Here is a 26081-nt window from a genome sequence, read left to right as displayed (position 1 = left end):
TCCTGCGTCCTTCACTAAAATAAGGCTTACTGAGAACATGGTAGATAAACGCGAATCCTATACAAAAGAAGACCTTCTTGCCTCTGGTCGTGGTGAACTGTTTGGCGCTAAAGGCCCACAGTTACCGGCCCCAAGCATGCTGATGATGGACCGTGTCGTGAAAATGACCGAAACCGGCGGTAACTTCGATAAGGGTTACGTAGAAGCAGAACTCGATATCAACCCGGACCTGTGGTTCTTCGGTTGCCACTTTATTGGCGATCCGGTAATGCCTGGCTGCCTGGGCCTCGATGCGATGTGGCAGCTGGTTGGCTTCTATCTGGGCTGGCTCGGTGGCGAAGGCAAAGGCCGCGCGCTGGGCGTGGGTGAAGTGAAATTCACCGGTCAGGTACTGCCTACCGCGAAGAAAGTCACCTACCGTATCCACTTCAAGCGCATCGTTAACCGTCGTCTGATCATGGGCCTAGCGGATGGTGAAGTGCTGGTAGATGGTCGTCTGATTTATACCGCGAACGATCTGAAAGTGGGTCTGTTCCAGGATACCTCTGCTTTCTAAGCCCGGCTTTTAGCTGCTTCAGAAAGGCGAAACCTCCGCTCTGCGGAGGTTTCTTTTTTAAAGAGACGCTATCAAGCAAGTACTGCCCTGTCTCCGATGGCTTCTCGCCAGCCCCCTAACCATTGAGACCTTTGGTTCAAAGTCTGATAGGGACACATTTCTTTAGAACGTCCGGCGATGCCAGCCTGATAACCACGTTGATGAGCCCTTTCCAGGCGATCTCGTTTCTGTCTCTTCATGCCTCGTTTCCCTCATTCTTTTGTCTGGTGGAAAGAAAACAGTGATTGCAAAGTGTGCAAGCACAGATAACGAATAACCCGAATTAGCCTCAGCGTCAACGTTCAAAATTCATACGGGTGTCATATTTGTGAGCTAAGCAGAAGATCATTTGTACAAAAAATGTGATGCAGCACAAGTAACAACCTGAAGCCAAAATGAAAAAAAAGCCGCAATCAGCGAGAATCTGATAGCGGCTTTTGTCGATGAATTTTACTTATGGCAGTCTGGAAATCTCTCTGGCGATACTCGCAGACTCCTGCGCCCAACCCTGGGCCAGCACTTTCACCATCTCATCATATCCATCTTTTTGCTGCTTCATTTCCAGATGGAAAGGACGCTTAATCAGCTGCCCCTGATGATTCAGCAGCCATTCTCCACTCACCACAACGACGCCATCATAGCGGCCGTGGAAGCCCGTCACGGTGACGTTAAGCGTGTCCTGGTCGCTTCCCAGCGGCTGTGACGCAACAACCCAGCCAGGAAGCTGGCTGCTGAGATTCGCCACCAGCGTATTGCGCAACTGCTGGTCCAGCGGGCTGGCCCACAGGTTATTGCTGGCAATAACGTACTGAACGTCGCTGGTTTGATACACCACGCCGTTGCCAGCCAGATAATCCGGCACCGCAACCTGCTCCACCCATAACAGACGGTTGCCCTGCGAGGCGGTGCTTTGTGCGCTCGCCTGGGTCGTCAGCGGTAATTGATAGTAGCTTTTGTTATCACTACCCGAGCTACAGGCCGTTAATACCATCGCTCCTGCAATCGCTAGCCATTTTTTCATTGTTTAGCCCTCTTCGGCTCAGGATCCTTTTTATCTTTCGCTTCGAACACCAGTGCGTTGCTCTTCTCATTGAGCGTTTTCAGCACAGGCTGCAGTTCACGTAAGACCTGATCAAGACGTTGCATATCGGCCACCATCTTGTTGTACGCCGCTGAACCCGGCTGGAAGCCCTGCATGCTACGATTGAGTTCACGCAACGTTTTCTGCATATCCTGCGGCAGCTGCTGCATGGACTGGCTTGCCGTGATCTTATTAATATTATCCAGCGTCGTTTGCAGACGTTGCATCGTCGCCTGACTTTGATGTAACGAACCGGTCGCGGCTTCCAGCATCGGATTAAGCGGCAGATTGTTAATCTTATCGAGCGTATCCATCAGACGCTGCTGGATTTGCGCCAGACCGCTGCTGACCGTTGGGATAATTTTATAGCCCCCGAATTCACGAATACCGGTAATCGCTGGCGCTTTAGGATAGAAGTCCATATCCACATACAGCGCACCGGTGACCAGGTTTCCGGTTTTCAGCGAGCCTCGCAGACCGCGCTCCATCAGCTGGCTGATATGGGTGGCAATATCCTGATTTTCGCCAATCTGGTTAAGCAGACGCTCCGGCTCAATGCGGATCAGCACCGGAATACGGTAATCGTCATCCAGCATCTGCTGAAGACCCGGCACGAAGAACGGAACCTGTCCAACCGTCCCGAGTCGAATGCCGCGGAATTCGACCGGTGCACCCGGCTGAAGGCCACGGACCGAGTCCTTAAAGAACATCAGGAAGTCAACGTGATCGGTATAGAGCGCATCCTGGATACTTTTTTGATCGTCAAAGAGTCTGAACGCCGTTTTCTCTGCAACCGGCTGGCCCAAATCCTGCCCTTCCGGCACGTCAAAACTGACGCCACCGCCAAACAGCGTGGTCAGGGAGCCCATTTCGACACGCATACCCGCCGAGGTCAGATCTACCGCGATCCCACTGTCTTTCCAGAAGCGGACGTTGCTGGTGACCAGACGATCGTTTGGCGCATTGATGAAGAGCTGATAGCTAATGGTGCGTTTTTGCGCGTCAAACGTACTGGTTTCAACTGAACCCACGCGATAGCCGCGGAACAGCACGGGATCGCCAGGCGAGAGCTGTCCCGCTTTTTTACTGTCCAGGATCACGCGAATGCCTTTTGCATCCGGTGGCGCAAGCGGCGGAGAGTCCAGCAGCTCGTATTGTCCCGGCTGGCTCCCTTTCTTACCTGGCTGCAGCTCAATATAGGCGCCGGACAGCAGCGTCCCCAACCCGCTGATCCCCTCACGTCCTACCTGCGGTTTAACCACCCAGAAAACCGAGTCGCCATGCAGCAATTTTTCCATACCGGAATTTAAACGCGCCTTTATTTCAACGTGCGTCAAATCATCCGTCAGGGTTGCACTTTCAACCACGCCCACATCCACACTGCGGCTTTTGATGGTGGTTTTGCCCCCCTCAATACCTTCTGCATTGGTGGTGATAAGCGTGACTTCCGGTCCCTGATGGCTGTAATGATAAAACAGGATCCATGCACCGATCAGCGCGGTTACGATGGGGAAAATCCACACCGGAGACCAGTTCTTGACCTTCTGCACTTTCGCCTCTCCACTCTTATTTTCCATGCTCTTACTCTTCCTCATGGCTTGACTCGGGCTCACGATCCCACGATAAACGAGGGTCGAAGGTCATGGCCGCAAACATGGTCATAATGACGACCAACGCAAACATTAGCGCTCCCATTGCGGGATAAATACTCATCAGTCCTCCCATGCGCACCAGCGCAGAGAGAACGGCAATGACAAACACATCAATCATTGACCAGCGGCCAACAAATTCAACAACTTCGTAGATCAGGTGCATGCGTTCGCTGTCGCGTTTACCGTGACCTTTCGCGTCCCAGCAGAGCCAGGCAATGGCGATCATTTTTAAGGTTGGCACCATAATACTGGCGATAAAGATCACGCCAGCCACCGGATAGGATCCTTCGCCCCACAGCAAAACGACCCCAGCAAGGATGGTTGAGGGCATTTTGTCGCCGAGTAAATCGGTGATCATAATGGGCAGAATATTGGCTGGCAGATAGAGCATGATTGACGTGACCAGCAACGCCATCGTCCACTGCAGGCTATTTTTACGACGTACATGGCCTTTCGTTTCGCAGCGAGGACACACATCGAGATCCGCGGGCAGAACGGCGGTACAGCATGAGCAAGAGCGCAGCCCCTGACGGATACCCGGCACACCGACCTTAACCGTCTGCGCAAGCGTCGGTGCTGGCGCGATGTCATCCCACGCCCAGCGCCTGTCTACGCACTGGAAGGCGCGCAGCTGTAATACACAGTAAAGGCACCAGGGAATAAAGCTACTGCCAATTCCCACATCACCATAGGCCATCAGCTTGACGAAACTGACCAGAATCCCCGCCAGAAAGATCTCGGCCATCCCCCAACTTTTCAGCTGGAACAGGATACGCGCGAGTTTAATTTTAAGGGATGCGGGCATCCTGACGCGATTTACCAGCAACAGGATCACCACCAGACAGAATGCCGGAACGATTTGGACAAAGAGGAGGAAAAAGGTGCCGAGGCTGGCGTAATCTTCCGAGAACATCACGCCAGGAATTTCAAGCAGATCGACCTCGCTGGTCATGCCGCCCACTTTCATATAAATGAAAGGGAAGAGGTTGGAAAGCAGCAGCATGAACAATGCAGCAAGGGCATAAGCAGTGGGACGCTGCCTTGGCGCGTCCCACTCCGTCGTCAACGTTGCGCCGCAACGTGGACACAGGGCTTTATGTCCGTGACCAAGCTCTGGCAACGCCACGAGCATATCGCATTGCGAGCATAATATATGCCTGTCGGCGTGGTGCTGGTCACACATAGTTAATCCCTGTTTATGCGCCGTTTTTCAGAGACTCGAGGTACTCCCAGCGCTCAAATGCTTCTTCCAGGGCTTTTTCAGCCGCGGACAGTTCAGCCAATATTTTCTGAGTATAGTCGTGCGGCTGCGTAAAGAATGACGCATCAGCAACCTGAATTTGCAGCGTTTCAAGAGCAGCTTCCAGTTCTTCAAGACGCTGAGGTAAGCCTTCCAGTTCGCGCTGCAGGTTATAGCTCATTTTAGCAGGAGATTTTTTGACAGTTTCTGCTTTTGCTATAACCGGTTCCGGTGCACTTTTGGATTTTGCCTGTTTTTGCAGCAGCGACTGGGTTTGTTGTCCACGCGCGTCATGATAACCGCCCACGTATTGACCAATCCGGCCTTCACCTTCAAAAATCCAGCACTCGGTCACGGTGTTATCAACGAACTGACGATCGTGGCTCACCAGCATCACGGTTCCCTGATAACCGTCGATTAACTCCTCCAGTAATTCCAGCGTTTCGACATCCAGATCGTTGGTTGGTTCATCGAGAATCAACAAGTTACTTGGCTTCAGGAACAGACGTGCCAGCAGCAGACGATTTCGCTCGCCGCCAGACAGCGCGCGTACCGGTGTCATTGCACGTTTCGGATGGAACAGGAAGTCCTGCAAATAACCCAGCACGTGGCGCGGCTTACCGTTAACCATCACTTCTTGCTTACCTTCAGCGAGGTTATCCATCACCGTTCTGTCCGGGTCAAGCTCAGCGCGGTGCTGGTCAAAGTAGGCCACTTCCAGCTTCGTACCACAGTGAACGCGGCCGCTATCAGCCTTCAGCTGGCCTAACATCAGCTTGAGCAGCGTGGTTTTACCACAGCCGTTCGGGCCAATAAGGGCAATTTTGTCGCCACGCTGAACCTGAGCGGAAAAGTCTTTCACCAGCACTTTGCCGTCAACCTGGTAATTCACGTCTTCCATCTCAAAGACGATTTTGCCCGAGCGGGATGCCTCTTCCACCTGCATCTTCGCGCTACCCATCACCTCGCGGCGGGCGCTACGCTCGTTACGCATCGCTTTTAACGCACGCACGCGGCCTTCGTTACGGGTACGGCGGGCTTTGATACCCTGGCGGATCCAGACCTCTTCTTGCGCCAGCTTGCGGTCAAACTCAGCGTTTTGCAGCTCTTCTACGCGCAGGTTTTCTTCTTTTTCCAGCAGATAGGTGTCGTAATCGCCAGGATAGGTCACCAGTTTGCCGCGATCGAGATCGACAATGCGGGTCGCCATGTTGCGGATAAACGAACGGTCGTGCGAAATGAAGATGATGGTGCCGTTGAAGGTCTTCAGGAACCCTTCCAGCCAGTCGATGGCTTCAATGTCCAGGTGGTTGGTCGGTTCGTCAAGCAGCAGCACTTTCGGGCCGCTGACCAGCGCGCGTCCCAGTGCCGCTTTACGCAGCCAGCCGCCGGAAAGTGATGCCAGCTCCATATCCGCATCCAGACCTAACTGGTCCAGCACTTCAGTAATACGGCTTTCAAGCTGCCACAGGCCATGATGATCCAGCAGTTCCTGCAGCCGCGCCATTTCATTAAGATTTTTTTCGCTCGGGTCGGTCATCACCAGATGCGAAATTTCATGATAGCCCTTCAGGTATTCGGCTTGTTCAGAGATCCCCTCCGCAACGAAGTCGTAGACGGTGCCCGCCACGTTACGCGGTGGATCCTGCTGCAGTCGAGAAACAATCAGATCTTGTTCGTAAACGATACGGCCGTCATCCAGACCCTGCTCACGGTTAAGGATCTTCATCAGCGTGGATTTACCCGCGCCGTTACGGCCTACCAGACAAACACGTTCGTTATCTTCAATGTGCAGTTCAGTATCGTCGAGAAGGGGCGCATCGCTGAAAGACAGCCAGGCGCCGTGCATGCTAATTAGTGACATTTATATTTCCTTTCAGACCGCTGAGATTAACCAGCAGTTATGGATCTGACGGTTACGGGCAAAGTCCTGAGACAGCGTTTTCTGGCTGATTTCTTGCGCTTTCAGTCCCAGCGTGGCTAAGCCTTCATGATCCATGCGGAAGCCGCGTTTGTTGTTCGAGAACATAATGGTGCCGCCTTTACGCAGCAGGCGTTTCAGGTCGGTCATCAGGCGCAGGTGATCGCGTTGAACATCAAAGCTATCCTCCATACGCTTGGAGTTGGAGAAGGTCGGCGGATCGATAAAGATCAGATCGAACTGCTCGTCGGTATCACGCAGCCAGCCCAGCACGTCGGCCTGCATCAGGCGATGCTGACGTCCGGTCAGGCCGTTCAGACGCAGGTTACGTTCCGCCCACTCCAGATAGGTGCGAGACATATCCACCGTGGTGGTGCTGCGCGCCCCGCCCAGACCTGCATGCACGCTCGCGCTGCCGGTATAGGAGAACAGGTTGAGGAAGTCTTTGCCCTTGCTCATCTGGCCCAGCATGCGGCGCGCGATACGGTGGTCAAGGAACAGGCCGGTATCCAGATAGTCGGTCAGGTTTACCCACAGGCGCGCGTTATACTCGCCCACTTCGATAAAGTCACCCTTCTCGCCCATCTTCTGATACTGGTTTTTGCCCTTCTGGCGCTCGCGGGTTTTCAGCACCAGCTTGTTCGGCGTAATGCCGAGCACGGCGATGGTGGCCGCAATCACATCCAGCATGCGCTGACGCGCTTTTTGCGCATCGATGGTTTTCGGTGGCGCATATTCCTGAATCACCACCCAGTCCGCGTAGCGGTCAACCGCCACGTTGTACTCCGGCAGGTCGGCGTCGTACAGGCGGTAGCATTCAATCCCTTCCTGCTTTGCCCATTTCTCATATTTCTTCAGGTTCTTGCGCAGGCGGTTGGCGTAATCTTCCGCCACGCCGGACGGCTTGCTGTCCGCCGCTTTCTCTGCCAGATGGTAGTTTTTCTGCACACAGTCCAGCGGGCCGTTTTTCGCCTTAAACTGGCGATCGGCACGCAGCTGCAGGCAGCTCAGCAGCTCCGGTGAGGCGCTAAACAGGGAGAGATTCCAGCCACCGAAGTAGTCCTTCATATTGCGGCCCAGCAGGCTGTGCAGGGCAATCAGCGCCGGCTCGCTGTCCAGACGCTCGCCGTATGGCGGGTTACTGATTACGGTGCCGTACGGGCCTTTTGGCAGCGGGTTGGTCAGGTTAGCCACGTCTTTCACGTCGAAGGTGACCAGCTCGCCGATACCGGCGCGACGGGCGTTGCTGCGCGCGCGCTCAATGACGCGCGGGTCGCTGTCCGAACCGTAGAAGTGGGAGGTGTACTCCGCCAGGCCTTTACGCGCGCGGGTCTGCGCATCGTCTTTGACCTCTTTCCAGAGTGCTTCATCGTGCTGTGCCCAGCCTTTAAAGCCCCAGTGACCGCGATGCAGCCCCGGCGCGCGGTCAGTTGCCAGCATGGCTGCTTCTATCAGCAGCGTACCAGAACCACACATTGGGTCGAGCAGCGGCATGCCCGGCTGCCAGCCGGAGCGCATTACGATGGCGGCGGCCAGCGTTTCTTTGATCGGCGCCATACCGGTGCGATCGCGGTAGCCGCGCAGGTGCAGACCCGCGCCGCTCAGATCGAGAGAGATACTCGCCGTGTCGCCGTTCAGCCAGACGTTAATACGCAGATCGGGATTTTCGCGATCGACGTTTGGACGTTCCTTATTTTTACGCGTGAAGCAGTCCACAATGGCGTCTTTTACGCGCAGGGCACCGTACTGGCTGTTGCGGATCTCGTCGTTCACGCCGTTGAAATGCACCGCAAAGGTGGCATTTGGCGTGAAGATCTCTGTCCAGTCGATCATCTGTACGCCGGTATAGAGGTCCAGGTCGCTATAGACCTTGCACTCCTTCATCGGCAGCATGATGCGCGACGCCAGACGGCTCCACATCAGGCTCTGGTAAATAAGCCGCGTGTCGCCCTCAAAATGGACACCACCCTGAACCACCTGACACTCTTGCGCGCCCAGGCTTTCCAGTTCAGTTTTTAACAGCTCTTCCAGCCCACGGGCCGTACTGGCAAACAGAGAATTCATATCGTCACTTTTACTCTTAGAAAATTGTCGCGCATTATAGCTAATATGGCGTGTATGTCATAAAGTTGAAGGCTTATTTTCATTTGTGGGAGTGTGCAGTGGCGACGTTATCCAGGCTTTTTATTCATCCGGTGAAATCCATGCGCGGCATCGGCGTCTCTCACGCACTGGCCGACATGAGCGGATTCGCCTTCGATCGCATTTTTATGGTCACCGAGCCTGACGGTACGTTCATTACCGCACGCCAGTTCCCGCAGATGGTTCGCTTTACCCCTTCTCCACTTCATGACGGTTTGCACCTGACCGCGCCGGACGGTTCCAGCGTAGTGATTCGCTTTGCTGATTTTGCCCCTGTCGACGCGCCAACGGAAGTGTGGGGCAATCATTTTACCGCGCGCATCGCCCCGGATGAAATTAACCGCTGGCTGAGCGGGTTCTTCTCCCGCGACGTGCAGCTGCGCTGGGTTGGTTCTGAACTGACGCGTCGCGTGAAGCGCCATGACGCAGTTCCCCTCTCCTTCGCCGATGGCTTCCCGTTCCTGCTGACCAACGAAGCCTCGCTGCGTGATTTACAGCGCCGCTGCAAAGCCAGCGTTCAGATGGAACAGTTCCGCCCTAACCTGGTGGTCACCGGTGCCGACGCCTGGGACGAAGATACCTGGAAGGTGATCCGCATCGGCAGCGTGATTTTCGACGTGGTGAAGCCCTGTAGTCGCTGCATATTCACCACTGTCAGCCCAGAAAAAGGCCAAAAACACCCTTCCGGCGAACCGTTGAAAACGTTGCAGTCATTCCGTACCGCCCAGGACAACGGTGATGTGGATTTCGGTCAGAATCTCATTCCACGCTCAAGCGGCGTGATCCGCGTCGGTGACGAAGTAGAAATCCTCACCCGTGGTCCCGCCAGGATTTATGGTTCCAGCCAGGAAGAGGAGTTTGTTGATATCGAGTCCGCGCCCTCGTCAGGGGTCGATATTCACTGGCAGGGTAAAGTTATCCGTGGCAACAATCAGCAGGTATTACTTGAGCAACTGGAACAGGCAGGGATCCGCGTACCCTACTCCTGTCGTGCAGGTATTTGCGGATGCTGTCGAATCAAACTGGTCGAGGGAGAAGTCACTGCGCTGAAGAAATCGGCGGTAGGTGATGACGGTACGATTTTATGCTGCAGCTGTGTGCCGAAAACGTCCGTCCAGCTGGAAGCTTAAACGGCCTGTTCAAGGCTGAACGAATCAACGCGCAGCTGTGGCTTCAGCCTGTCATTCATGACTTTAATCGCATCACCTAACTGCATAACTCGCCCGGCAATGGTCACGCCGGGCTGCGCTAACAAACAGAGCGCGGCGTTTTCACCGGGTTCAACGACCAGCAAATTCACCTCTTCTGCAGTATCACTCAGATTGACGCTTGCCGCATCGCCCGTTGCCGGGGTCCAGCTCATGCCATGTGCAAGAAAATGCCAGCTTTTTGGCATTTGCGGTTTCAAGAAACGGATAGCCACCAGCGCATTCAGGACCAGCTCAGCGCGCTGTTCTTTGGAGAGCATCAGGTCGCGGCATTTTTCTTCGAAGGAAAAATAAAGCGCAGCATCGTCCACACAAAAGCCTGACGGCGAGAAAGCGTCCGGGGTTAACATTCGACGCGGAAAACGTGAACGAAACAACATGCCATTGGCTAAATCGAGCATCATTCGATCGTGCTCGTCGCAAAAATACCAGCGCCAGTTATCGTCAGGTTTAATTCGCATGTGTCTCTCCCGTCCCCAAACGTCCTGTACTAAAAATGTCCTGTTTGCCGCCTCGTTTATAACACCATTAATAAAAGACTATAATGACTAAATAAGCAACAGTGACGGAATATAAAACAACCAGGGCCGGAAATAAAGCCCTGGTTGTCTGATTAGGAGAAAAGATTAGATATGAGTAACGATTTCTTTAATCAATGGCGGGCCTTTAAAAATAAAGCCGGAATAAATTTGCACCAGTGATGCCCCGGCAGCCATCTTCTCGCGGGCAGCAATAACAGAGTCTATACCGCCCACACCAATAATGGGCAGACGTCCCTGTAATTCAGCAGAGAGTGCGCGAATAATTTCCGTACTTTTTAATTGTACCGGACGGCCACTTAACCCACCCGCTTCGTCACAGTTTTTCATTCCCTGAACGAGAGAACGATCGAGCGTTGTATTGGTTGCTATCACACCATCAATATTATGACGCACTAAACTGTCGGCAACCTGGATCAATTCTTCAATAGAAAGATCCGGCGCGATCTTAACCGCGACCGGAACATATTTATGGTGGATCGCCTGGAGCTCGTTTTGTTTATTTTTAATGGCACTCAGAAGATCGTCCAGCGCATCGCCATATTGTAATGAGCGCAGGCCCGGGGTATTGGGTGAAGAAATATTCACCGCAATATAACCGGCATAGGCATAGACTTTTTCCATACAAATCAGATAGTCATCTTTACCCTGCTCCACCGGCGTGTCTTTATTTTTACCAATATTGATGCCTAATACGCCATCAAAATGGGATTTTTTAACGTTCTCAACCAGATGATCGACACCGAGGTTGTTGAAGCCCATGCGGTTGATCAACCCCTCAGCTTCGACCAGGCGGAACAGACGCGGCTTGTCGTTACCCGGCTGCGGACGCGGCGTAACGGTACCGATTTCGATGGAGCCAAACCCCATCGCGCCCAGGGCATCAATACATTCGCCATTTTTATCCAGACCGGCCGCCAGGCCCAGCGGATTCTTAAAAGTCAGGCCCATGCATTGGACAGGTTTTTCCGGCACATTTTGACGCACCAGCGCAGCCAGCGGCGTGCCTGTAATACGACGTAATTGCTGGAATGTAAATTCATGAGCGCGCTCAGGATCGAGCTGGAAAAGGGCTTTACGAACGAAGGGGTAGTACATGAACTCTCCTGGATTCCCGGTGTGCAAACCGGGAGGGGATTATGTGCGATCCCGCACGGAAAGGGAATTGACCTGCGGCAAAAAAATCGCGCAAAACGCAAACGTTTACCTGCATGGCTATTTCTTATGCACTTTTTCGCATTTAAATTGCAGATAAATCATTTAGTGGAATAACCCAGCGATGTCACACTCCTTAAAATTGTTATGAATGTTAGATAAAAGCAAACAATTAGTTATAAGGAGCAAACATGCGCGTCATCACCCTGGCCGGTAGTCCACGGTTCCCCTCGCGTTCCAGCGCCCTGCTGGAATATGCCCGTGAAAAGCTCACTGCTCTGGATGTGGAAGTGTGCCACTGGAATCTGCATAACTTCGAACCTGAAGATTTGCTCTATGCCCGTTTCGACAGCCCCGCGCTGAAAACCCTGATCGAGCAGCTCAAGGGGGCAGATGGCTTAATTGTGGCGACTCCCATTTATAAAGCCTCTTTTTCTGGCGCACTGAAAACCCTGCTTGACCTGCTTCCGGAGCGCGCGCTGGATGGCAAAGTGGTGCTGCCGCTGGCTACGGGCGGTACGGTTGCCCATTTACTGGCAGTGGATTACGCCCTGAAACCGGTGCTGAACGCCCTGAAAGCACAGGAGATCCTGCATGGCGTTTTCGCAGATGATTCACAGGTCATCGACTATCAACACAAACCCCACTTTACGCCGAATCTGCAAACCCGCCTTGATGCCGCACTGGAAACGTTCTGGCATGCGCTGCATCGCCGGGATATCGAGGTTCCCGCTTTTAATCCGCCGCAAGGAGTCGCTCATGTTTAAAACACTGACACGTATCGGACTGGCAGGGCTGATGGCTCTGTCGTCGCTGGCTCATGCGGCGGAAACCGCGCCGGAAAGCCTGCGCATCGGCTATCAGAAAGGCAGCGTCAGCATGGTGCTGGCGAAAAGCCATCAGCTTCTGGAAAAACGCTTCCCGGACACCAAATTCTCCTGGGTGGAGTTCCCTGCAGGCCCACAGATGCTGGAGGCCCTGAACGTCGGCAGTATCGATTTGGGCAGCACGGGCGATATTCCGCCTATCTTTGCTCAGGCTGCCGGGGCCGATCTGGTCTATGTGGGCGTTGAACCCGCTAAACCGAAAGCCGAGGTGATTCTGGTCCCTGAAAATAGCGAGATTAAAAGCGTTGCCGATCTTAAAGGCCATAAAGTGGCTTTCCAGAAAGGTTCCAGCTCACACAACCTGCTGCTGCGCGCCCTACAAGAGGCCGGGCTTAAGTTCACCGATATTCAGCCCGTTTACCTGACGCCTGCCGACGCGCGCGCCGCGTTCCAGCAGAAGAACGTGGATGCCTGGGCCATCTGGGATCCGTACTACTCCGCAGCCTTACTGCAGGGTGGCGTGCGGGTGCTGAAAGATGGCACCACGCTGAAACAAACCGGCTCGTTCTATCTCGCTGCACGTCCTTACGCGGAGAAAAACGGCGCATTCATTCAGGGCGTACTGGATACCTTTACCCAGGCCGATGCCCTGACCCAGAGCCAGCGTCAGGAAAGCATTACCCTGCTGGCAAAAACCATGGGCTTACCTGAACCGGTGATCGCGAGCTATCTCAGCCACCGTCCGCCGACCACCATTGCGCCTGTCAACGCGCAGGTCGCCGCCCTTCAGCAGCAAACCGCTGACCTTTTCTATCAAAACCGCCTTGTGCCTAAACAGGTCAATATTCGCGAACGCATCTGGCAACCCGCAGGCAAAGAAGGAGCTAAATCATGAGTCTGAATCTTTTCTGGTTTTTACCCACCCACGGTGATGGACACTATCTTGGTACAGAAGAGGGTTCACGCCCGGTTGACCATGGCTATCTGCAGCAGATTGCGCAGGCGGCGGACCGAATCGGTTTCACCGGCGTGCTGATCCCAACCGGACGTTCGTGCGAGGATGCGTGGCTGGTTGCCGCGTCGATGATCCCTGTCACTCAGCGTCTGAAGTTCCTGGTCGCGTTACGTCCAAGCGTGGTTTCCCCCACCGTGGCGGCGCGTCAGGCGGCAACGCTGGACAGACTGTCCAACGGCCGCGCCCTGTTTAACCTTGTCACGGGTAGCGATCCGCAGGAGCTGGCGGGCGATGGCGTGTTCCTCGATCACACGGAGCGCTACGAGGCCTCCGCCGAATTCACCCGCGTCTGGCGACGCCTGCTGGAAGGTGAAACCGTCACCTTCGAAGGCAAACATATTCACGTTCGCGACGCGAAACTCTACTTCCCGCCGGTGCAGCAACCGCGCCCTCCCCTCTATTTTGGCGGATCGTCGGATGTGGCCCAGGATCTGGCCGCCGAGCAGGTCGATCTCTACCTGACCTGGGGCGAACCGCCTGAGCTGGTGAAAGAAAAAATTGCCCAGGTCCGCGCTAAGGCGGCCGCCCATGGCCGCAAGGTGCGCTTCGGCATTCGCCTGCACGTGATTGTGCGCGAAACCAATGAAGAAGCCTGGCAGGCCGCCGACCGGCTGATCTCGCATCTGGACGATGAGACCATCGCGAAGGCGCAGGCCGCGTTTGCTAAAACCGACTCCGTCGGGCAGCACCGTATGGCGTCCCTGCATAACGGCAAGCGCGAGAACCTGGAGATCAGCCCGAACCTGTGGGCGGGTGTCGGTCTGGTACGCGGCGGCGCAGGTACAGCGCTGGTCGGCGATGGTCCAACGGTGGCCGCGCGGATTAATGAATACGCAGACCTGGGCATCGACAGCTTTATCCTCTCCGGCTATCCGCATCTGGAAGAGGCCTACAAGGTGGGCGAATTGTTATTCCCGCACCTGGATGTCGCCATCCCGGAAATTCCGCAGCCGCAGCAACTCCAGCTTCAGGGCGAAGCCGTGGCGAACGAATTTATTCCACGAAAAGCCGCGCAGAGCTAAGGAGTGACCATGTCTGCCACCTCACAAAAATGGCTGCTGCGCGCCGCGCCGTGGTTTTTACCCGTCGGCATCGTGGCCCTCTGGCAGCTCGCGTCGTCCACTGGCTGGCTGTCGAGCCGCATTCTGCCCTCTCCGGAGGGCGTTGTTGAAGCGTTCTGGTCGCTGAGCGTGAGCGGAGAGCTGTGGCAGCATCTGGCGATCAGCTCATGGCGCGCCGTGATTGGGTTTTCCATTGGCGGCAGTATCGGTCTGGTTCTGGGTCTGATCAGCGGCCTTTCGCGCTGGGGTGAGCGGCTGCTGGATACGTCTATACAGATGCTGCGCAACGTGCCGCATCTGGCGCTGATCCCACTGGTTATCCTGTGGTTTGGTATTGATGAGAGCGCCAAGATCTTCCTCGTGGCGCTGGGCACGCTGTTCCCGATTTACATCAACACCTGGCACGGCATCCGCAATATCGATCGCGGTCTGGTCGAAATGGCGCGGAGCTATGGCTTGTCCGGTTTTTCTCTCTTTATACACGTGATCCTGCCGGGCGCCCTGCCCTCGATTATGGTTGGGGTACGTTTTGCGCTCGGCCTGATGTGGCTGACGCTGATTGTGGCGGAAACCATTTCGGCTAACTCCGGCATTGGCTATCTGGCGATGAACGCCCGTGAATTCCTGCAAACCGATGTAGTGGTGGTAGCCATCATCCTTTACGCCCTGCTCGGCAAACTCGCCGACGTCAGCGCCCAGTGGCTGGAGCGCAGCTGGCTGCGCTGGAACCCGGCCTATACCCTTCAGGAGGCAAAAGCATGAATACTGCACGACTGAACCAGGGGACGCCGTTACTGCTTAACGGCGTCACCAAACGCTACGGCGAAAATACTATTCTCAACGAGCTGGATCTGCATATTCCCGCCGGACAATTTGTGGCCGTTGTCGGACGCAGCGGCGGCGGCAAGAGTACGCTACTACGCCTTCTGGCCGGGCTGGAAGCCCCCAACGGCGGTGAAATCCTGGCAGGCTCAACGCCGCTGGCCAATATTCAGGACGATACGCGCATGATGTTTCAGGACGCACGCCTGCTGCCGTGGAAAACGGTTATCGACAACGTCGGTCTCGGTCTGAAGGGCAACTGGCGGGATAACGCGCGTCAGGCGCTGGCCGCCGTCGGGCTGGAAAACCGCGCAGGGGAGTGGCCTGCTGCGCTGTCAGGGGGACAGAAACAGCGCGTGGCGCTGGCGCGCGCGTTGATTCACCGTCCCGGCCTGCTGTTGCTTGATGAACCGCTCGGCGCGCTTGATGCGCTGACGCGGATTGAAATGCAGGATTTGATTGAGTCCCTGTGGCAGGAGCATGGCTTTACGGTACTGCTGGTGACGCATGACGTAAGCGAGGCCGTCGCGATGGCGGACCGGGTGCTGCTGATAGAAGACGGGAAGATTGGTCTGGATTTGACGGTGGATATCCCGCGCCCTCGCCGCGTGGGCTCGGCAAAACTGGCGGAGCTGGAGGCGGAAGTGTTGGATCGGGTGATGAAGCGCGGGGTGAATGAGCGCGCGTTGATTACGGCTAATGCCTGATGCCCTCACCCCGGCCCTCTCCCACAGGGAGAGGGAGGGTTAAGCTTTCTATCAGGCCAGCGCCTTAGTAATCTTCTCGTACAGATCGCCAGACAGGTTCTCCAGCCCTTTCAGCTGCTCAAGCGCGGCGCGCATCTTCGCCTGACGCTTCGCATCGTAGCGTTTCAGGCGGATCAGCGGCTCAATCAGTCGCGACGCCACCTGCGGGTTACGGCTGTTCAGCTCGGTCAGCATTTCCACCATAAACTGATAGCCGCTGCCGTCTTCCGCGTGGAAGGCAGCCGGGTTGCTGCTGGCAAACGCGCCAATCAGCGAGCGAACGCGGTTCGGGTTGCTCATGGTGAACGAGCGGTGCTTCAGCAGACGACGTACGGTGCTCAGCACATCGGCGGACGGGCTGGTGGACTGCAGAATGAACCATTTGTCCATCACCAGACCATCCTGATGCCATTTGTCATCGTACTCCTGCATTAGCGCATCACGACACGGCAGCTCGGCGGCAACGCTTGCGGCGAGCGCAGCCAGCGCGTCGGTCATGTTATCGGCTTCGTGATACTGCTTGCTGACCAGCGTGTTCGCCAGTTCCACCTCACCAAAGGCCAGATAGCGCAGACAGGTATTGCGCAGGGAACGTTTGCCGATATCGGCATGCTCAACACGGTACGCATCCAGCTTGTTGGCGTTGTAAATGGCCAGGAACTCATCCGCCAGTTCGGCAGCCAGCGTGCGGGTTAGCGCTTCACGCACTGCGACAATCGCAATCGGGTCGATAATCTCGAACAGCTCGGCGATTTCAGTCGCGGACGGTAAGGTCAGAATTTCAGCCGCCAGTGCCGGGTCAATGTTCTCGTCCAGCAGGATCGCGCGGAAGGCATCCGCAACATGAACCGGCAGCGTCAGCGGCTGGCCCTGCTGATAGCGGTTCACGTTCAGCTTGATGTAGGTTGCCAGCAGGCTCTGCGCTGCATCCCAGCGAGAGAAGTCATTGCGCGCGTGACGCATCAGGAACGTCAGTTGCTGATCGCTCCACTTGTACTCCAGTTTTACCGGCGCAGAGAATTCGCACAGCAGCGCAGGTACCGGCTGGAAGTAAACATTATCGAAAATAAACGTCTGCTCCGCCTGGGTGACATTTAGCACGCTGTGTACCGGGTGACCGCCTTTCTTCAGGGGGATCACTTTGCCTTCGTTATCGTACAGCTCAATGCTGAACGGAATGTGCAGCGGCTGTTTCTCCGCCTGCTCGGCCGTTGGCGGCGTGCGCTGGCTGATGGTCAGGGTGTACTGCTCGGTCTCCGGATTGTAGTCGTCTTTAACGGTCACGACAGGTGTACCGGCCTGGCTGTACCAGAGGCGGAAATGGGACAGATCCACGTTGGACGCGTCTTCCATCGCCTGGACGAAGTCGTCGCAGGTGGCGGCGCTGCCGTCGTGACGCTCGAAGTAGAGCTGCATCCCTTTCTGGAAATTCTCTTCGCCCAGCAGGGTGTGGATCATGCGGATGATTTCAGCGCCCTTTTCGTACACCGTCAGGGTGTAGAAGTTGTTCATCTCGATGACTTTATCCGGACGAATCGGGTGCGCCATTGGGCTGGCATCTTCCGCAAACTGCAGGCCGCGCATGGTCCGCACGTTGTTGATGCGGTTCACGGCGCGGGAGCCCAGATCGGAGCTGAACTCCTGGTCGCGGAAGACGGTTAAGCCCTCTTTCAGGCTCAGCTGGAACCAGTCCCGGCAGGTGACGCGGTTACCGGTCCAGTTATGGAAATATTCGTGCCCGATGACGCGTTCGATATCGAGATAGTCTTTATCGGTGGCGGTATCGGTACGCGCCAGCACGTATTTGGAGTTAAAGACGTTAAGACCTTTGTTCTCCATCGCGCCCATGTTGAAGAAGTCGACGGCGACGATCATATAAATGTCGAGATCGTATTCGAGGCCGAAGCGCTCTTCGTCCCACTTCATGGAGTTGATGAGCGAGGTCATCGCCCACGGCGCGCGGTCAAGGTTGCCGCGGTCAACAAACAGTTCCAGCGCCACGTCGCGGCCAGAGCGGGTTTTGTAGGTGTCGCGCAGGACATCGAAATCACCCGCCACCAGCGCAAACAGATAGCACGGTTTCGGGAACGGATCCTGCCACTGTACCCAGTGACGACCGTTCTCCAGCTCGCCTTCGCCCACGCGGTTGCCGTTCGAGAGCAGGAACGGATAGAGGGTTTTATCGGCAATGATTTTGGTGGTAAAGCGCGCCAGTACATCGGGGCGATCCAGATACCAGGTAATGTGGCGGAAGCCTTCTGCTTCACACTGGGTACACAGCGCCACGCCTGACTGGTAGAGCCCTTCCAGCGCGGTATTCGCGGCCGGGCTGATTTCGTTGACGATGCGCAGCGTAAAGCGTTCCGGCAGGTTGTCGATAACCAGTTGGTTGCCTTCTTCTTTATAATCAGCCCACGCTTCATCATTAATATGCAGGGAAACCAGCGTCAGGTCTTCACCATCAAGACGCAGCGGTACAGCCGTCGCGCTCTGGCGCGTAACCTGGCTCACCGCTGTCACGACGGTTTTAGTGGCATCCAGGTCAAAAGTCAGATCGATATCGCTAATCAGGTAATCCGGCGCACGGTAGTCGTGGCGGTATTTGGCTTGTGGCTGTTGTGTCATAGAAAACCTTATGCATCGTTTGTCGAGTAACGTTTCAATATATTCCTGTTGTCTAAAACGCGCTATGCAGAATGTTCATCTTTTCAGGTACAAACACCTTTTTCGCTACATTTGTATAACACGAGGCACAAAATGCCCTCGACCATAAAGAGCGCTTATGTTGTGATCGGGGTTCAATAAATCACTAAAACAGGTATACTCCGGAGTTGTTTATTGTACTAAACGCTCCCGTGAGAGGATGCTACTGCGCACCTATGACTCAATTCGCTTCTCCTGTTCTGCATACATTGCTGGATACCGACGCGTATAAACTGCATATGCAGCAAGCCGTTTTCCACCATTACCATGACGTTCATGTTGCGGCGGAGTTTCGCTGCCGGGGCGACGACTTGCTGGGTATCTACGCGGATTCCATTCGTGAACAGGTCGATGCCATGCAGCATCTGGCGCTGCAGGACGACGAATATCACTGGCTTTCCGGCCTGCCCTTCTTTAAAGCTGACTACCTTACCTGGCTGCGCGACTTCCGCTACAAGCCAGAGCAGGTCACGGTGACTAACGATAATGGCAAGCTGGATATCCGCCTTGCCGGTCCGTGGCGTGAAGTGATCATGTGGGAAGTGCCGCTTCTGGCGGTGATCAGCGAGTTGGCCCACCGCTACCGTTCGCCGGAAACCGGCGTTGAGCAGGCAGTTGCCTCACTGGAGCATAAGCTGGTTGAATTTTCCCACCTGACCGAAGGGCTGGATATGTCCCGCTTCCGCCTGATGGACTTTGGCACCCGCCGCCGTTTCTCTCGCGAAGTACAGCAGGCTATCGTTAAACGTCTTCAGCAAGAGCCGTGGTTTGTGGGCACCAGTAATTACGACCTTGCGCGTCGTCTGGACCTGACGCCAATGGGCACCCAGGCGCACGAGTGGTTCCAGGCGCATCAGCAGATCAGCCCTGACCTGGCCAATAGCCAGCGCGCGGCTCTGGCCGCATGGCTTGATGAGTATCCGAATCAACTGGGGATCGCCCTCACCGACTGCATCACAATGGATGCCTTCCTGCGCGACTTCGGTCCTGAATTTGCTGAGCGTTATCAGGGTTTACGCCATGACTCCGGAGACCCGGTGGAATGGGGTGAAAAGGCCATTGCCCATTACGAGAAGCTGGGCATTGATCCGATGACGAAAGTCCTGGTCTTCTCTGATAACCTTGATTTAGCCAAAGCGGTGGATCTTTACCGCCACTTCTCCTCCAGAGTGAATCTGAGCTTTGGTATTGGCACCCGTTTGACCTGCGATATTCCTCAGGTAAAACCTCTGAACATCGTCATAAAGCTGGTGGAATGTAACGGCAAGCCGGTGGCGAAACTCTCTGATAGTCCGGGTAAAACCATCTGTCATGACAAAGCTTTTGTCCGCGCATTGCGCAAAGCCTTCGATCTGCCGCAGGTTAAAAAAGCCAGTTAACCGCATTCGGGAGCCGTATAGGCTCCCCACTTCTTATTTATTTCTTATTTCTTCTCTTAAGACTGCGAAATCTGCTTGTCTGATGGCGGATGCCAGGTAACATAGATATCCCCCCATAAGGGCGGACAAGTGTTTATCATTTCCGACAATTAACAGAGAGAATATTATGAGCGTTGTGCCTGTAGCCGACGTACTCCAGGGCCGTGTCGCCGTTGACCAAGAAGTCACCGTGCGCGGATGGGTGCGTACCCGCCGAGATTCTAAAGCTGGCATCTCCTTCCTCGCCGTCTATGACGGTTCCTGCTTTGATCCTGTACAGGCCGTCATTAATAATTCTCTGCCCAATTACAATGATGACGTTCTGCGCCTGACCACAGGTTGCTCCGTCATTGTTACCGGCGTGGTTGTCACATCGCCTGGTCAGGGCCAGAGCTTCGAAATTCAGGCTTCGGCGATTGAAGTCACCGGCTGGGTGGAAGATCCAGATACCTACCCGATGGCGGCAAAACGCCACAGCATTGAGTATCTTCGCGAAGTGGCTCACCTGCGTCCACGCACCAACCTGATCGGTGCAGTGGCCCGCGTGCGTCACACGCTGGCGCAGGCGCTGCATCGTTTCTTCGATGAGCAGGGTTACTTCTGGGTATCCACGCCGCTAATCACCGCGTCCGACACTGAAGGTGCGGGTGAGATGTTCCGCGTTTCCACGCTGGATATGGAAAACCTGCCGCGTACGCCGGAAGGTAAAGTGGATTACGACAAAGACTTCTTTGGTAAAGAAGCCTTCCTGACGGTATCCGGCCAGCTCAACGGTGAAACCTATGCCTGTGCGCTGTCTAAGATCTACACGTTTGGTCCAACCTTCCGCGCAGAAAACTCCAACACCAGCCGCCACCTGGCGGAATTCTGGATGCTGGAGCCAGAAGTGGCCTTTGCCGATCTCAATGATGTGGCAGGCCTGGCGGAAGCCATGCTGAAATACGTGTTTAAAGCCGTTCTGGAAGAACGTGCAGACGATATGAAATTCTTCGCTGAGCGCGTGGATAACGACGCGATTGCCCGTCTGGAGCGCTTTGTATCCGCTGACTTCGCGCAGGTGGATTACACCGATGCGGTTGCCATCCTCGAGACGTGCGGTGAGAAGTTCGAGAACCCGGTTTACTGGGGCGTGGATCTCTCTTCTGAGCACGAACGCTATCTGGCAGAGAAACACTTCAAAGCACCGGTTGTCGTGAAAAACTACCCGAAAGACATTAAGGCCTTCTATATGCGCCTTAACGAAGACGGTAAAACCGTTGCCGCAATGGATGTCCTGGCACCTGGCATCGGTGAAATCATCGGGGGTTCTCAGCGTGAAGAGCGTCTGGACGTCCTGGATGCCCGTATGGAAGAGATGGGTCTGAATCCGGCTGACTACAGCTGGTATCGCGACCTGCGCCGTTACGGTACTGTTCCGCATTCAGGCTTCGGCCTGGGCTTCGAGCGTCTGATTGCCTACGTAACCGGTGTTCAGAACGTCCGTGATGTGATTCCGTTCCCACGTACGCCGCGTAACGCAAGCTTCTAACCCGCCTCAATGATAATGGCCAGCAAATGCTGGCCATTATTTTATTCTGCAATGTCAGTTTATGTCAGTGCAAAGTCAGCCTCTTTAAAAGACAACCCCGTCAAAAGCACTAGCTGTTACGTTTTGTTTCCATGAAATATCTGTGAATAAAAAATATCCCGCATTCTTATTGTGCTTATTTAATTCTCAAGCAATAGCATATTTTTTATTCAATTCCACAGCCATCCAGAAGGCCTTTCGCGGTCACAAGAAAAGATGAGCCGTTTAACCGCTGTTTATATGAATTGCCTTTAGCCAAATTAAACATAAGCAATTCATATATATAGGAATGAAACCGCCGCTTAATTAACCAACTCTCTCTGAAATTTGAGATGGTTCACAAAGTTCCCAAAAATACATATCCAGTTACACATTATTTCTTTTTGTTACCCAATCTTGAGAATTGTAGCACTTTCAGGCTAGCGAAACGGTTCTATGAATGGAAAGATGCCTGTCAGATACATAAAGACACCTAACTCTCATCAATAGTTCCGGAAATATTTATTGACAGAATTTATTGACGGCAGTGGCGAGTGTCATAAAAAAACCAATGAGGGTAATAAATAATGATGAAGCGCAATATCCTGGCAGTGGTTATCCCTGCCCTGCTGGTAGCCGGTGCAGCAAACGCTGCAGAAATCTATAACAAAGACGGCAACAAATTAGATCTTTACGGGAAAGCTGTTGGTCTGCATTACTTCTCTGATAATGACGGCAACGATGGCGACATGACTTACGCGCGTCTGGGCTTCAAAGGCGAAACCCAGATCAACGACCAGCTGGCCGGTTACGGTCAGTGGGAATACAACTTCCAGGGTAACAACTCTGAAGGCTCCGATGCACAGACCGGTAACAAAACCCGTCTGGCATTCGCAGGTCTGAAATTCGGTGACGCAGGCTCCTTCGACTACGGTCGTAACTACGGTCTGGTCTATGACGCCATCGGCATCACCGATATGCTGCCAGAATTCGGCGGCGACACCGGCGTGAGCGACAACTTCTTCTCAGGCCGTACCGGTGGCCTGGCGACTTACCGTAACAGCGGCTTCTTCGGCCTGGTTGACGGTCTGAACTTTGGCGTTCAGTACCTGGGCAAAAACGAGCGTACTGATGCAGTACGTTCCAACGGCGACGGCTGGGCAACTTCTGTTAGCTACGATTTCGACGGCTTCGGTGTTGTAGGTGCTTACGGCGCAGCTGACCGTACCAACAACCAGCAGACTCTGCAGTGGGGTAAAGGCGATAAAGCTGAGCAGTGGGCAACCGGTCTGAAATACGATGCGAACAACATCTACCTGGCAGCGCTGTACGGTGAAATGCGTAACGCGGCTCGTCTGGGCAGCAACGGCTTCGCTAACAAAACTCAGGACTTCTCTGTTGTTGCACAGTACCAGTTCGATTTCGGTCTGCGTCCATCCATCGCTTACTACAAATCTAAAGCGAAAGACGTAGAAGGCGTGGGTGATGAAGATTACATCAACTACATCGACATCGGTGCGACTTACTACTTCAACAAAAACATGTCCACCTATGTTGACTACCAGATCAACCAGCTGAAAGACGACAACAAACTGGGCATCAATAACGATGATACCGTTGCTGTAGGTCTGGTTTACCAGTTCTAATCAGTACACCACGTTGTTATATGCTTAATGAACAGGGCTTCGGCCCTGTTTTTTTATGCCCGACAGAAAATAATGGCGACTTTTGAAAAGCCGCACGCTTTTCGTCGCAAACGGTTGGCATTTTGTAAATCTACCGTTAACCTGATAGCGGATTTCACTTCTGTAATCACAATGGAACTTCGTCATGTTTGAGAACATTACCGCCGCTCCTGCCGACCCTATTCTGGGCCTGGCCGATCTGTTTCGTGCCGACGACCGCCCTGGCAAAATCAACCTGGGTATTGGTGTATATAAAGATGAAACCGGCAAAACCCCGGTCCTGACCAGCGTTAAAAAAGCTGAACAGTATCTGCTGGAAAACGAAACCACCAAAAACTACCTTGGTATTGATGGTATCCCTGAATTTGGTCGCTGCACCCAGGAGCTGCTGTTCGGTAAAGGCAGCGAAATTGTGAGCAGCAAACGCGCTCGCACAGCACAAACCCCTGGCGGTACCGGCGCGCTGCGCGTTGCGGCGGATTTCCTGGCGAAAAACACCTCTGTTAAGCGCGTATGGGTGAGCAACCCAAGCTGGCCAAACCACAAGAGCGTCTTCAACTCTGCGGGTCTGGAAGTACGTGAATATGCTTACTACGACGCGGCAAATCACTCTCTCGACTTTGACGGCCTGCTGGCAAGCCTGAGCGAAGCGCAGGCAGGTGACGTGGTGCTGTTCCACGGTTGCTGCCATAACCCAACCGGTATTGACCCGACGCTGGAGCAGTGGGAACAGCTGGCTAAGTTGTCCGTGGAGAAAGGCTGGCTGCCGCTGTTTGACTTCGCCTATCAGGGCTTTGCCCGTGGTCTGGAAGAAGATGCGGAAGGCCTGCGCGCATTCGCAGCCGTGCATCAGGAACTGATTGTGGCGAGTTCCTATTCCAAGAATTTCGGCCTGTACAATGAGCGCGTAGGTGCCTGTACGCTGGTCGCGGCAAACGAAGAGACCGTCGATCGTGCGTTCAGCCAGATGAAGTCCGTGATCCGCGCTAATTACTCTAACCCACCGGCACACGGTGCGTCTGTTGTTGCCACCATCCTGAGCAACGATGCCCTGCGCGCGATCTGGGAACAAGAGCTGAACGATATGCGCCAGCGCATTCAGCGTATGCGCCTGCTGTTCGTGAACACGCTGGCTGAGAAAGGCGCTGACCGCGACTTCAGCTTTATCATCAAACAGAACGGCATGTTCTCTTTCAGCGGCCTGACCAAAGAGCAGGTTCTGCGTTTGCGTGAAGAGTTTGGCGTGTACGCCGTAGCGTCTGGCCGCGTGAACGTTGCAGGCATGACGCCTGACAACATGGCGCCACTGTGCGAAGCGATTGTCGCCGTACTGTAAGTTGCGCCCATAAAAAAGCCTGCATTATGCAGGCTTTTTTTTATTCGGGTTACCAGACAGGCATTTCGTCCTGAAGGAACGGGTTATGGAGCCGTTCATAGCCCAGCGTCGACATCGGACCGTGTCCTGCGATAAACGTGACGTCATCACCCAGCGGCAATAACTTTTGTTTAATCGACTGAATCAGCTGACCGTGATCGCCGCGCGGGAAATCGCTGCGTCCTACGCCACCTTTGAAAATAACATCGCCGGAAATCAGCAGACGTGACTGGTCATCAAAGAAGACGATATGGCCTGGCGTATGCCCAGGACAATGCAACACCTGTAAAGTCACATTCCCTACGGTAACGCGATCTCCTTCGTTTAACCAACGATCGGGCGTCAATGGCAGACACTCATCAAGGCCAAACATGCGGCTTTGGGCGGGTAACCCCTGCAGCCAGAACTCATCTTCTTTTTCCGGGCCGATCACCGGCACACCGTAGTGTTCAGCCAGTTCAGCCGCAGCACCCACATGGTCAAGATGACCATGAGTGAGCAAAATCTGCATCAGCGTAACGCCGCTTGCTGCGACTTCCTGCTTGATTTTCTCAGCGTCACCGCCGGGATCGACAAGCGCGGCCAGTTTAGTTTGCTCGCACCAGATCAATGAACAGTTCTGGGAGAACGCGGTAACCGGAATAATACGATAGTTCATACTGCTCCTGTGTTTCGTTATTACCAGTGCCGAACCGGCCCGGTATCAATATGCACAAAGTTGCTACGTGGGTAGTATCCTACACCACCTGCGCGCATAGATAACGCGGCTTTGCGAATATTGGCTAACGAAACGCCTTCAATGTGGAAATCCATTGCCTGCCCTTTGGTGTGATAGCTTTTTTTCGCTACCCCACGGCTGTGGGCACGCAGTTCATTGTTGGTATCGAGTGAACGGTATCCTGAAATGAGCTGCACCGGCTTGCTGGTTCCCAGCAGGCCCTGAAGGCGGAAAATCTGATCAAACAGTCCTGGATCGATGGCTTTTATTTTATTCGCGCGGAAATCACGGAAAAAATGGTTAAGTCTTGCTAATTCATCCTGAATATAGCCTCTGCCATCGAAAAACTCCGCTTTAAGCGACTCACCGGTATGAAGATTGTTGAGCGTTAAAATACGCGGACGTGGTGTCGAGAGGGTGGCAAATGCTGGCGTCGGAAGGATGGCCGCAGCGCCGAGCGCAACACCACCTAACGCCAGCAATTTGCGGCGATTAGCGTCAAATTTGTCCATGATAATCAGGTCTACAGGTCAATGAAATCGTAAATATGCTTAGCGCACGAAGGGCACCTTAACTGTCAAAACAGCTTACGTCAAGGCGCCCAACCCCAGTGAATACGCGGCTTACAGCCA

22 protein-coding genes are annotated in these 26081 nt (G+C 54.4%); 11 read left to right on the top strand and 11 right to left on the bottom strand.

The genetic code is table 11. The features are described 5' to 3' along the window. Positions 1–37 precede the first annotated feature (37 nt). Entirely contained in the window at positions 38–556 is a 519-nt protein-coding gene (gene fabA / locus ACOQH0_RS07915) for a bifunctional 3-hydroxydecanoyl-ACP dehydratase/trans-2-decenoyl-ACP isomerase (RefSeq protein WP_010429339.1), read from the top strand. Between the two features lie 71 nt (positions 557–627). On the opposite strand, the gene rmf is transcribed toward fabA, so the two are convergent. The 6 genes from rmf to rlmKL form a co-directional block, all read right to left on the bottom strand. Continuing rightward, positions 628–795 (bottom strand): ribosome modulation factor, encoded by a 168-nt coding sequence (rmf, locus tag ACOQH0_RS07910; protein ID WP_010429337.1) that lies wholly within the window; start codon positions 793–795, stop codon positions 628–630. Positions 796–1049: 254 nt separating this feature from the next. Then, the gene (gene pqiC, locus ACOQH0_RS07905; RefSeq protein ID WP_420984986.1) at positions 1050–1616 is read right to left on the bottom strand and encodes a membrane integrity-associated transporter subunit PqiC; all 567 of its coding nucleotides are present in this window, start codon (positions 1614–1616) and stop codon (positions 1050–1052) included. Continuing rightward, the gene (gene pqiB / locus ACOQH0_RS07900) at positions 1613–3253 is read right to left on the bottom strand and encodes an intermembrane transport protein PqiB (RefSeq protein WP_089598371.1); all 1641 of its coding nucleotides are present in this window, start codon (positions 3251–3253) and stop codon (positions 1613–1615) included. Before pqiB ends, pqiC begins: the two co-directional genes overlap by 4 nt. Before the next feature lie 4 nt (positions 3254–3257). Next, positions 3258–4511 carry a membrane integrity-associated transporter subunit PqiA gene (pqiA, locus tag ACOQH0_RS07895; protein WP_174339303.1) on the bottom strand — a complete coding sequence of 418 codons (1254 nt, stop codon included), beginning with the start codon at positions 4509–4511 and terminating at the stop codon, positions 3258–3260. A 13-nt stretch (positions 4512–4524) separates the two neighbouring features. Continuing rightward, a complete protein-coding gene (locus ACOQH0_RS07890) occupies positions 4525–6432 on the bottom strand; it encodes an ABC transporter ATP-binding protein (RefSeq protein ID WP_421511939.1) in 1908 nt (635 codons plus the stop codon). Positions 6433–6444: 12 nt separating this feature from the next. Next, positions 6445–8553 carry a bifunctional 23S rRNA (guanine(2069)-N(7))-methyltransferase RlmK/23S rRNA (guanine(2445)-N(2))-methyltransferase RlmL gene (rlmKL, locus tag ACOQH0_RS07885; RefSeq protein ID WP_421511937.1) on the bottom strand — a complete coding sequence of 703 codons (2109 nt, stop codon included), beginning with the start codon at positions 8551–8553 and terminating at the stop codon, positions 6445–6447. A gap of 98 nt (positions 8554–8651) precedes the next feature. On the opposite strand from rlmKL, the gene ACOQH0_RS07880 reads away from it, so the two are divergent. After that, complete coding sequence (locus tag ACOQH0_RS07880; protein WP_421511936.1) at positions 8652–9761, top strand: YcbX family protein; 1110 nt, start codon at positions 8652–8654, stop codon at positions 9759–9761. Here the strand turns inward: ACOQH0_RS07880 and zapC are convergent. Further along, on the bottom strand, positions 9758–10300 hold the full coding sequence (zapC, locus tag ACOQH0_RS07875; RefSeq protein WP_042716264.1) for a cell division protein ZapC: 543 nt from the start codon (positions 10298–10300) through the stop codon (positions 9758–9760). The two genes, ACOQH0_RS07880 and zapC, sit on opposite strands and share 4 nt — an antisense overlap. 165 nt (positions 10301–10465) lie before the next feature. After that, positions 10466–11476: a quinone-dependent dihydroorotate dehydrogenase gene (gene pyrD, locus ACOQH0_RS07870; RefSeq protein ID WP_010429325.1), complete on the bottom strand. Its 1011-nt coding sequence runs from the start codon at positions 11474–11476 to the stop codon at positions 10466–10468. A 248-nt stretch (positions 11477–11724) separates the two neighbouring features. Here pyrD and ssuE point away from each other — a divergent pair, with 248 nt between their 5' ends. The 5 genes from ssuE to ssuB are packed head-to-tail and all read left to right on the top strand — an operon-like array spanning position 11725 to position 15965. Beyond that, positions 11725–12300, top strand: a complete 576-nt coding sequence (gene ssuE, locus ACOQH0_RS07865; protein WP_421511935.1) for an NADPH-dependent FMN reductase — start codon at positions 11725–11727, stop codon at positions 12298–12300. Next, positions 12293–13255, top strand: a complete 963-nt coding sequence (locus ACOQH0_RS07860; protein WP_089598368.1) for a sulfonate ABC transporter substrate-binding protein — start codon at positions 12293–12295, stop codon at positions 13253–13255. Before ssuE ends, ACOQH0_RS07860 begins: the two co-directional genes overlap by 8 nt. Continuing rightward, the gene (ssuD, locus tag ACOQH0_RS07855; protein ID WP_010429320.1) at positions 13252–14397 is read left to right on the top strand and encodes an FMNH2-dependent alkanesulfonate monooxygenase; all 1146 of its coding nucleotides are present in this window, start codon (positions 13252–13254) and stop codon (positions 14395–14397) included. The genes ACOQH0_RS07860 and ssuD overlap by 4 nt, the downstream gene beginning before the upstream one ends. Before the next feature lie 9 nt (positions 14398–14406). Continuing rightward, positions 14407–15198, top strand: coding sequence for an aliphatic sulfonate ABC transporter permease SsuC (gene ssuC, locus ACOQH0_RS07850; RefSeq protein ID WP_023311016.1), 792 nt, complete (start codon positions 14407–14409; stop codon positions 15196–15198). Next, positions 15195–15965, top strand: coding sequence for an aliphatic sulfonates ABC transporter ATP-binding protein (gene ssuB, locus ACOQH0_RS07845; protein ID WP_421511934.1), 771 nt, complete (start codon positions 15195–15197; stop codon positions 15963–15965). The genes ssuC and ssuB overlap by 4 nt, the downstream gene beginning before the upstream one ends. 51 nt (positions 15966–16016) lie before the next feature. Here the strand turns inward: ssuB and pepN are convergent, their stop codons facing one another. Next, positions 16017–18629 carry an aminopeptidase N gene (gene pepN / locus ACOQH0_RS07840; protein ID WP_420984979.1) on the bottom strand — a complete coding sequence of 871 codons (2613 nt, stop codon included), beginning with the start codon at positions 18627–18629 and terminating at the stop codon, positions 16017–16019. A 254-nt stretch (positions 18630–18883) separates the two neighbouring features. On the opposite strand from pepN, the gene pncB reads away from it, so the two are divergent. The 4 genes from pncB to ACOQH0_RS07820 all read left to right on the top strand — a co-directional run bounded on the left by pncB (position 18884) and on the right by ACOQH0_RS07820 (position 24692). After that, a complete protein-coding gene (gene pncB, locus ACOQH0_RS07835; protein ID WP_421511933.1) occupies positions 18884–20086 on the top strand; it encodes a nicotinate phosphoribosyltransferase in 1203 nt (400 codons plus the stop codon). A 166-nt stretch (positions 20087–20252) separates the two neighbouring features. Then, positions 20253–21653 (top strand): asparagine--tRNA ligase, encoded by a 1401-nt coding sequence (asnS, locus tag ACOQH0_RS07830; RefSeq protein ID WP_421511932.1) that lies wholly within the window; start codon positions 20253–20255, stop codon positions 21651–21653. A gap of 605 nt (positions 21654–22258) precedes the next feature. Beyond that, entirely contained in the window at positions 22259–23317 is a 1059-nt protein-coding gene (gene ompF / locus ACOQH0_RS07825) for a porin OmpF (RefSeq protein ID WP_305729964.1), read from the top strand. Between the two features lie 184 nt (positions 23318–23501). Continuing rightward, the gene (locus ACOQH0_RS07820) at positions 23502–24692 is read left to right on the top strand and encodes an amino acid aminotransferase (protein WP_131635544.1); all 1191 of its coding nucleotides are present in this window, start codon (positions 23502–23504) and stop codon (positions 24690–24692) included. 49 nt (positions 24693–24741) lie between these two features. On the opposite strand, the gene ACOQH0_RS07815 is transcribed toward ACOQH0_RS07820, so the two are convergent. Further along, on the bottom strand, positions 24742–25389 hold the full coding sequence (locus ACOQH0_RS07815; protein ID WP_089598364.1) for an MBL fold metallo-hydrolase: 648 nt from the start codon (positions 25387–25389) through the stop codon (positions 24742–24744). 20 nt (positions 25390–25409) lie between these two features. Next, positions 25410–25961, bottom strand: a complete 552-nt coding sequence (locus ACOQH0_RS07810; RefSeq protein WP_010429293.1) for a YcbK family protein — start codon at positions 25959–25961, stop codon at positions 25410–25412. Positions 25962–26081: the final 120 nt, after the last annotated feature.

It is taken from the genome of Enterobacter sp. JS8-1, from assembly GCF_049187015.1.
GTDB classification, from domain to species: Bacteria; Pseudomonadota; Gammaproteobacteria; order Enterobacterales; family Enterobacteriaceae; genus Enterobacter; species Enterobacter mori.
The sequence above is the reverse complement of the archived record's forward strand: the minus strand, read 5'-3'. Positions and strand labels throughout refer to the sequence as shown.

Coding starts and splice junctions, on each gene's coding strand:
- ssuC (WP_023311016.1), top strand. CDS start 14,407: ATGTCTGCCACCTCACAAAAATGGCTGCTGCGCGCCGCGCCGTGGTTT.
- ACOQH0_RS07815 (WP_089598364.1), bottom strand. CDS start 25,389: ATGAACTATCGTATTATTCCGGTTACCGCGTTCTCCCAGAACTGTTCA.
- ompF (WP_305729964.1), top strand. CDS start 22,259: ATGATGAAGCGCAATATCCTGGCAGTGGTTATCCCTGCCCTGCTGGTA.
- pqiC (WP_420984986.1), bottom strand. CDS start 1,616: ATGAAAAAATGGCTAGCGATTGCAGGAGCGATGGTATTAACGGCCTGT.
- rmf (WP_010429337.1), bottom strand. CDS start 795: ATGAAGAGACAGAAACGAGATCGCCTGGAAAGGGCTCATCAACGTGGT.
- fabA (WP_010429339.1), top strand. CDS start 38: ATGGTAGATAAACGCGAATCCTATACAAAAGAAGACCTTCTTGCCTCT.
- ssuB (WP_421511934.1), top strand. CDS start 15,195: ATGAATACTGCACGACTGAACCAGGGGACGCCGTTACTGCTTAACGGC.
- ACOQH0_RS07820 (WP_131635544.1), top strand. CDS start 23,502: ATGTTTGAGAACATTACCGCCGCTCCTGCCGACCCTATTCTGGGCCTG.
- pyrD (WP_010429325.1), bottom strand. CDS start 11,476: ATGTACTACCCCTTCGTTCGTAAAGCCCTTTTCCAGCTCGATCCTGAG.
- pncB (WP_421511933.1), top strand. CDS start 18,884: ATGACTCAATTCGCTTCTCCTGTTCTGCATACATTGCTGGATACCGAC.
- ACOQH0_RS07890 (WP_421511939.1), bottom strand. CDS start 6,432: ATGTCACTAATTAGCATGCACGGCGCCTGGCTGTCTTTCAGCGATGCG.
- ACOQH0_RS07860 (WP_089598368.1), top strand. CDS start 12,293: ATGTTTAAAACACTGACACGTATCGGACTGGCAGGGCTGATGGCTCTG.
- pepN (WP_420984979.1), bottom strand. CDS start 18,629: ATGACACAACAGCCACAAGCCAAATACCGCCACGACTACCGTGCGCCG.
- asnS (WP_421511932.1), top strand. CDS start 20,253: ATGAGCGTTGTGCCTGTAGCCGACGTACTCCAGGGCCGTGTCGCCGTT.
- pqiB (WP_089598371.1), bottom strand. CDS start 3,253: ATGGAAAATAAGAGTGGAGAGGCGAAAGTGCAGAAGGTCAAGAACTGG.
- ssuE (WP_421511935.1), top strand. CDS start 11,725: ATGCGCGTCATCACCCTGGCCGGTAGTCCACGGTTCCCCTCGCGTTCC.
- zapC (WP_042716264.1), bottom strand. CDS start 10,300: ATGCGAATTAAACCTGACGATAACTGGCGCTGGTATTTTTGCGACGAG.
- pqiA (WP_174339303.1), bottom strand. CDS start 4,511: ATGTGTGACCAGCACCACGCCGACAGGCATATATTATGCTCGCAATGC.
- ssuD (WP_010429320.1), top strand. CDS start 13,252: ATGAGTCTGAATCTTTTCTGGTTTTTACCCACCCACGGTGATGGACAC.
- rlmKL (WP_421511937.1), bottom strand. CDS start 8,553: ATGAATTCTCTGTTTGCCAGTACGGCCCGTGGGCTGGAAGAGCTGTTA.
- ACOQH0_RS07810 (WP_010429293.1), bottom strand. CDS start 25,961: ATGGACAAATTTGACGCTAATCGCCGCAAATTGCTGGCGTTAGGTGGT.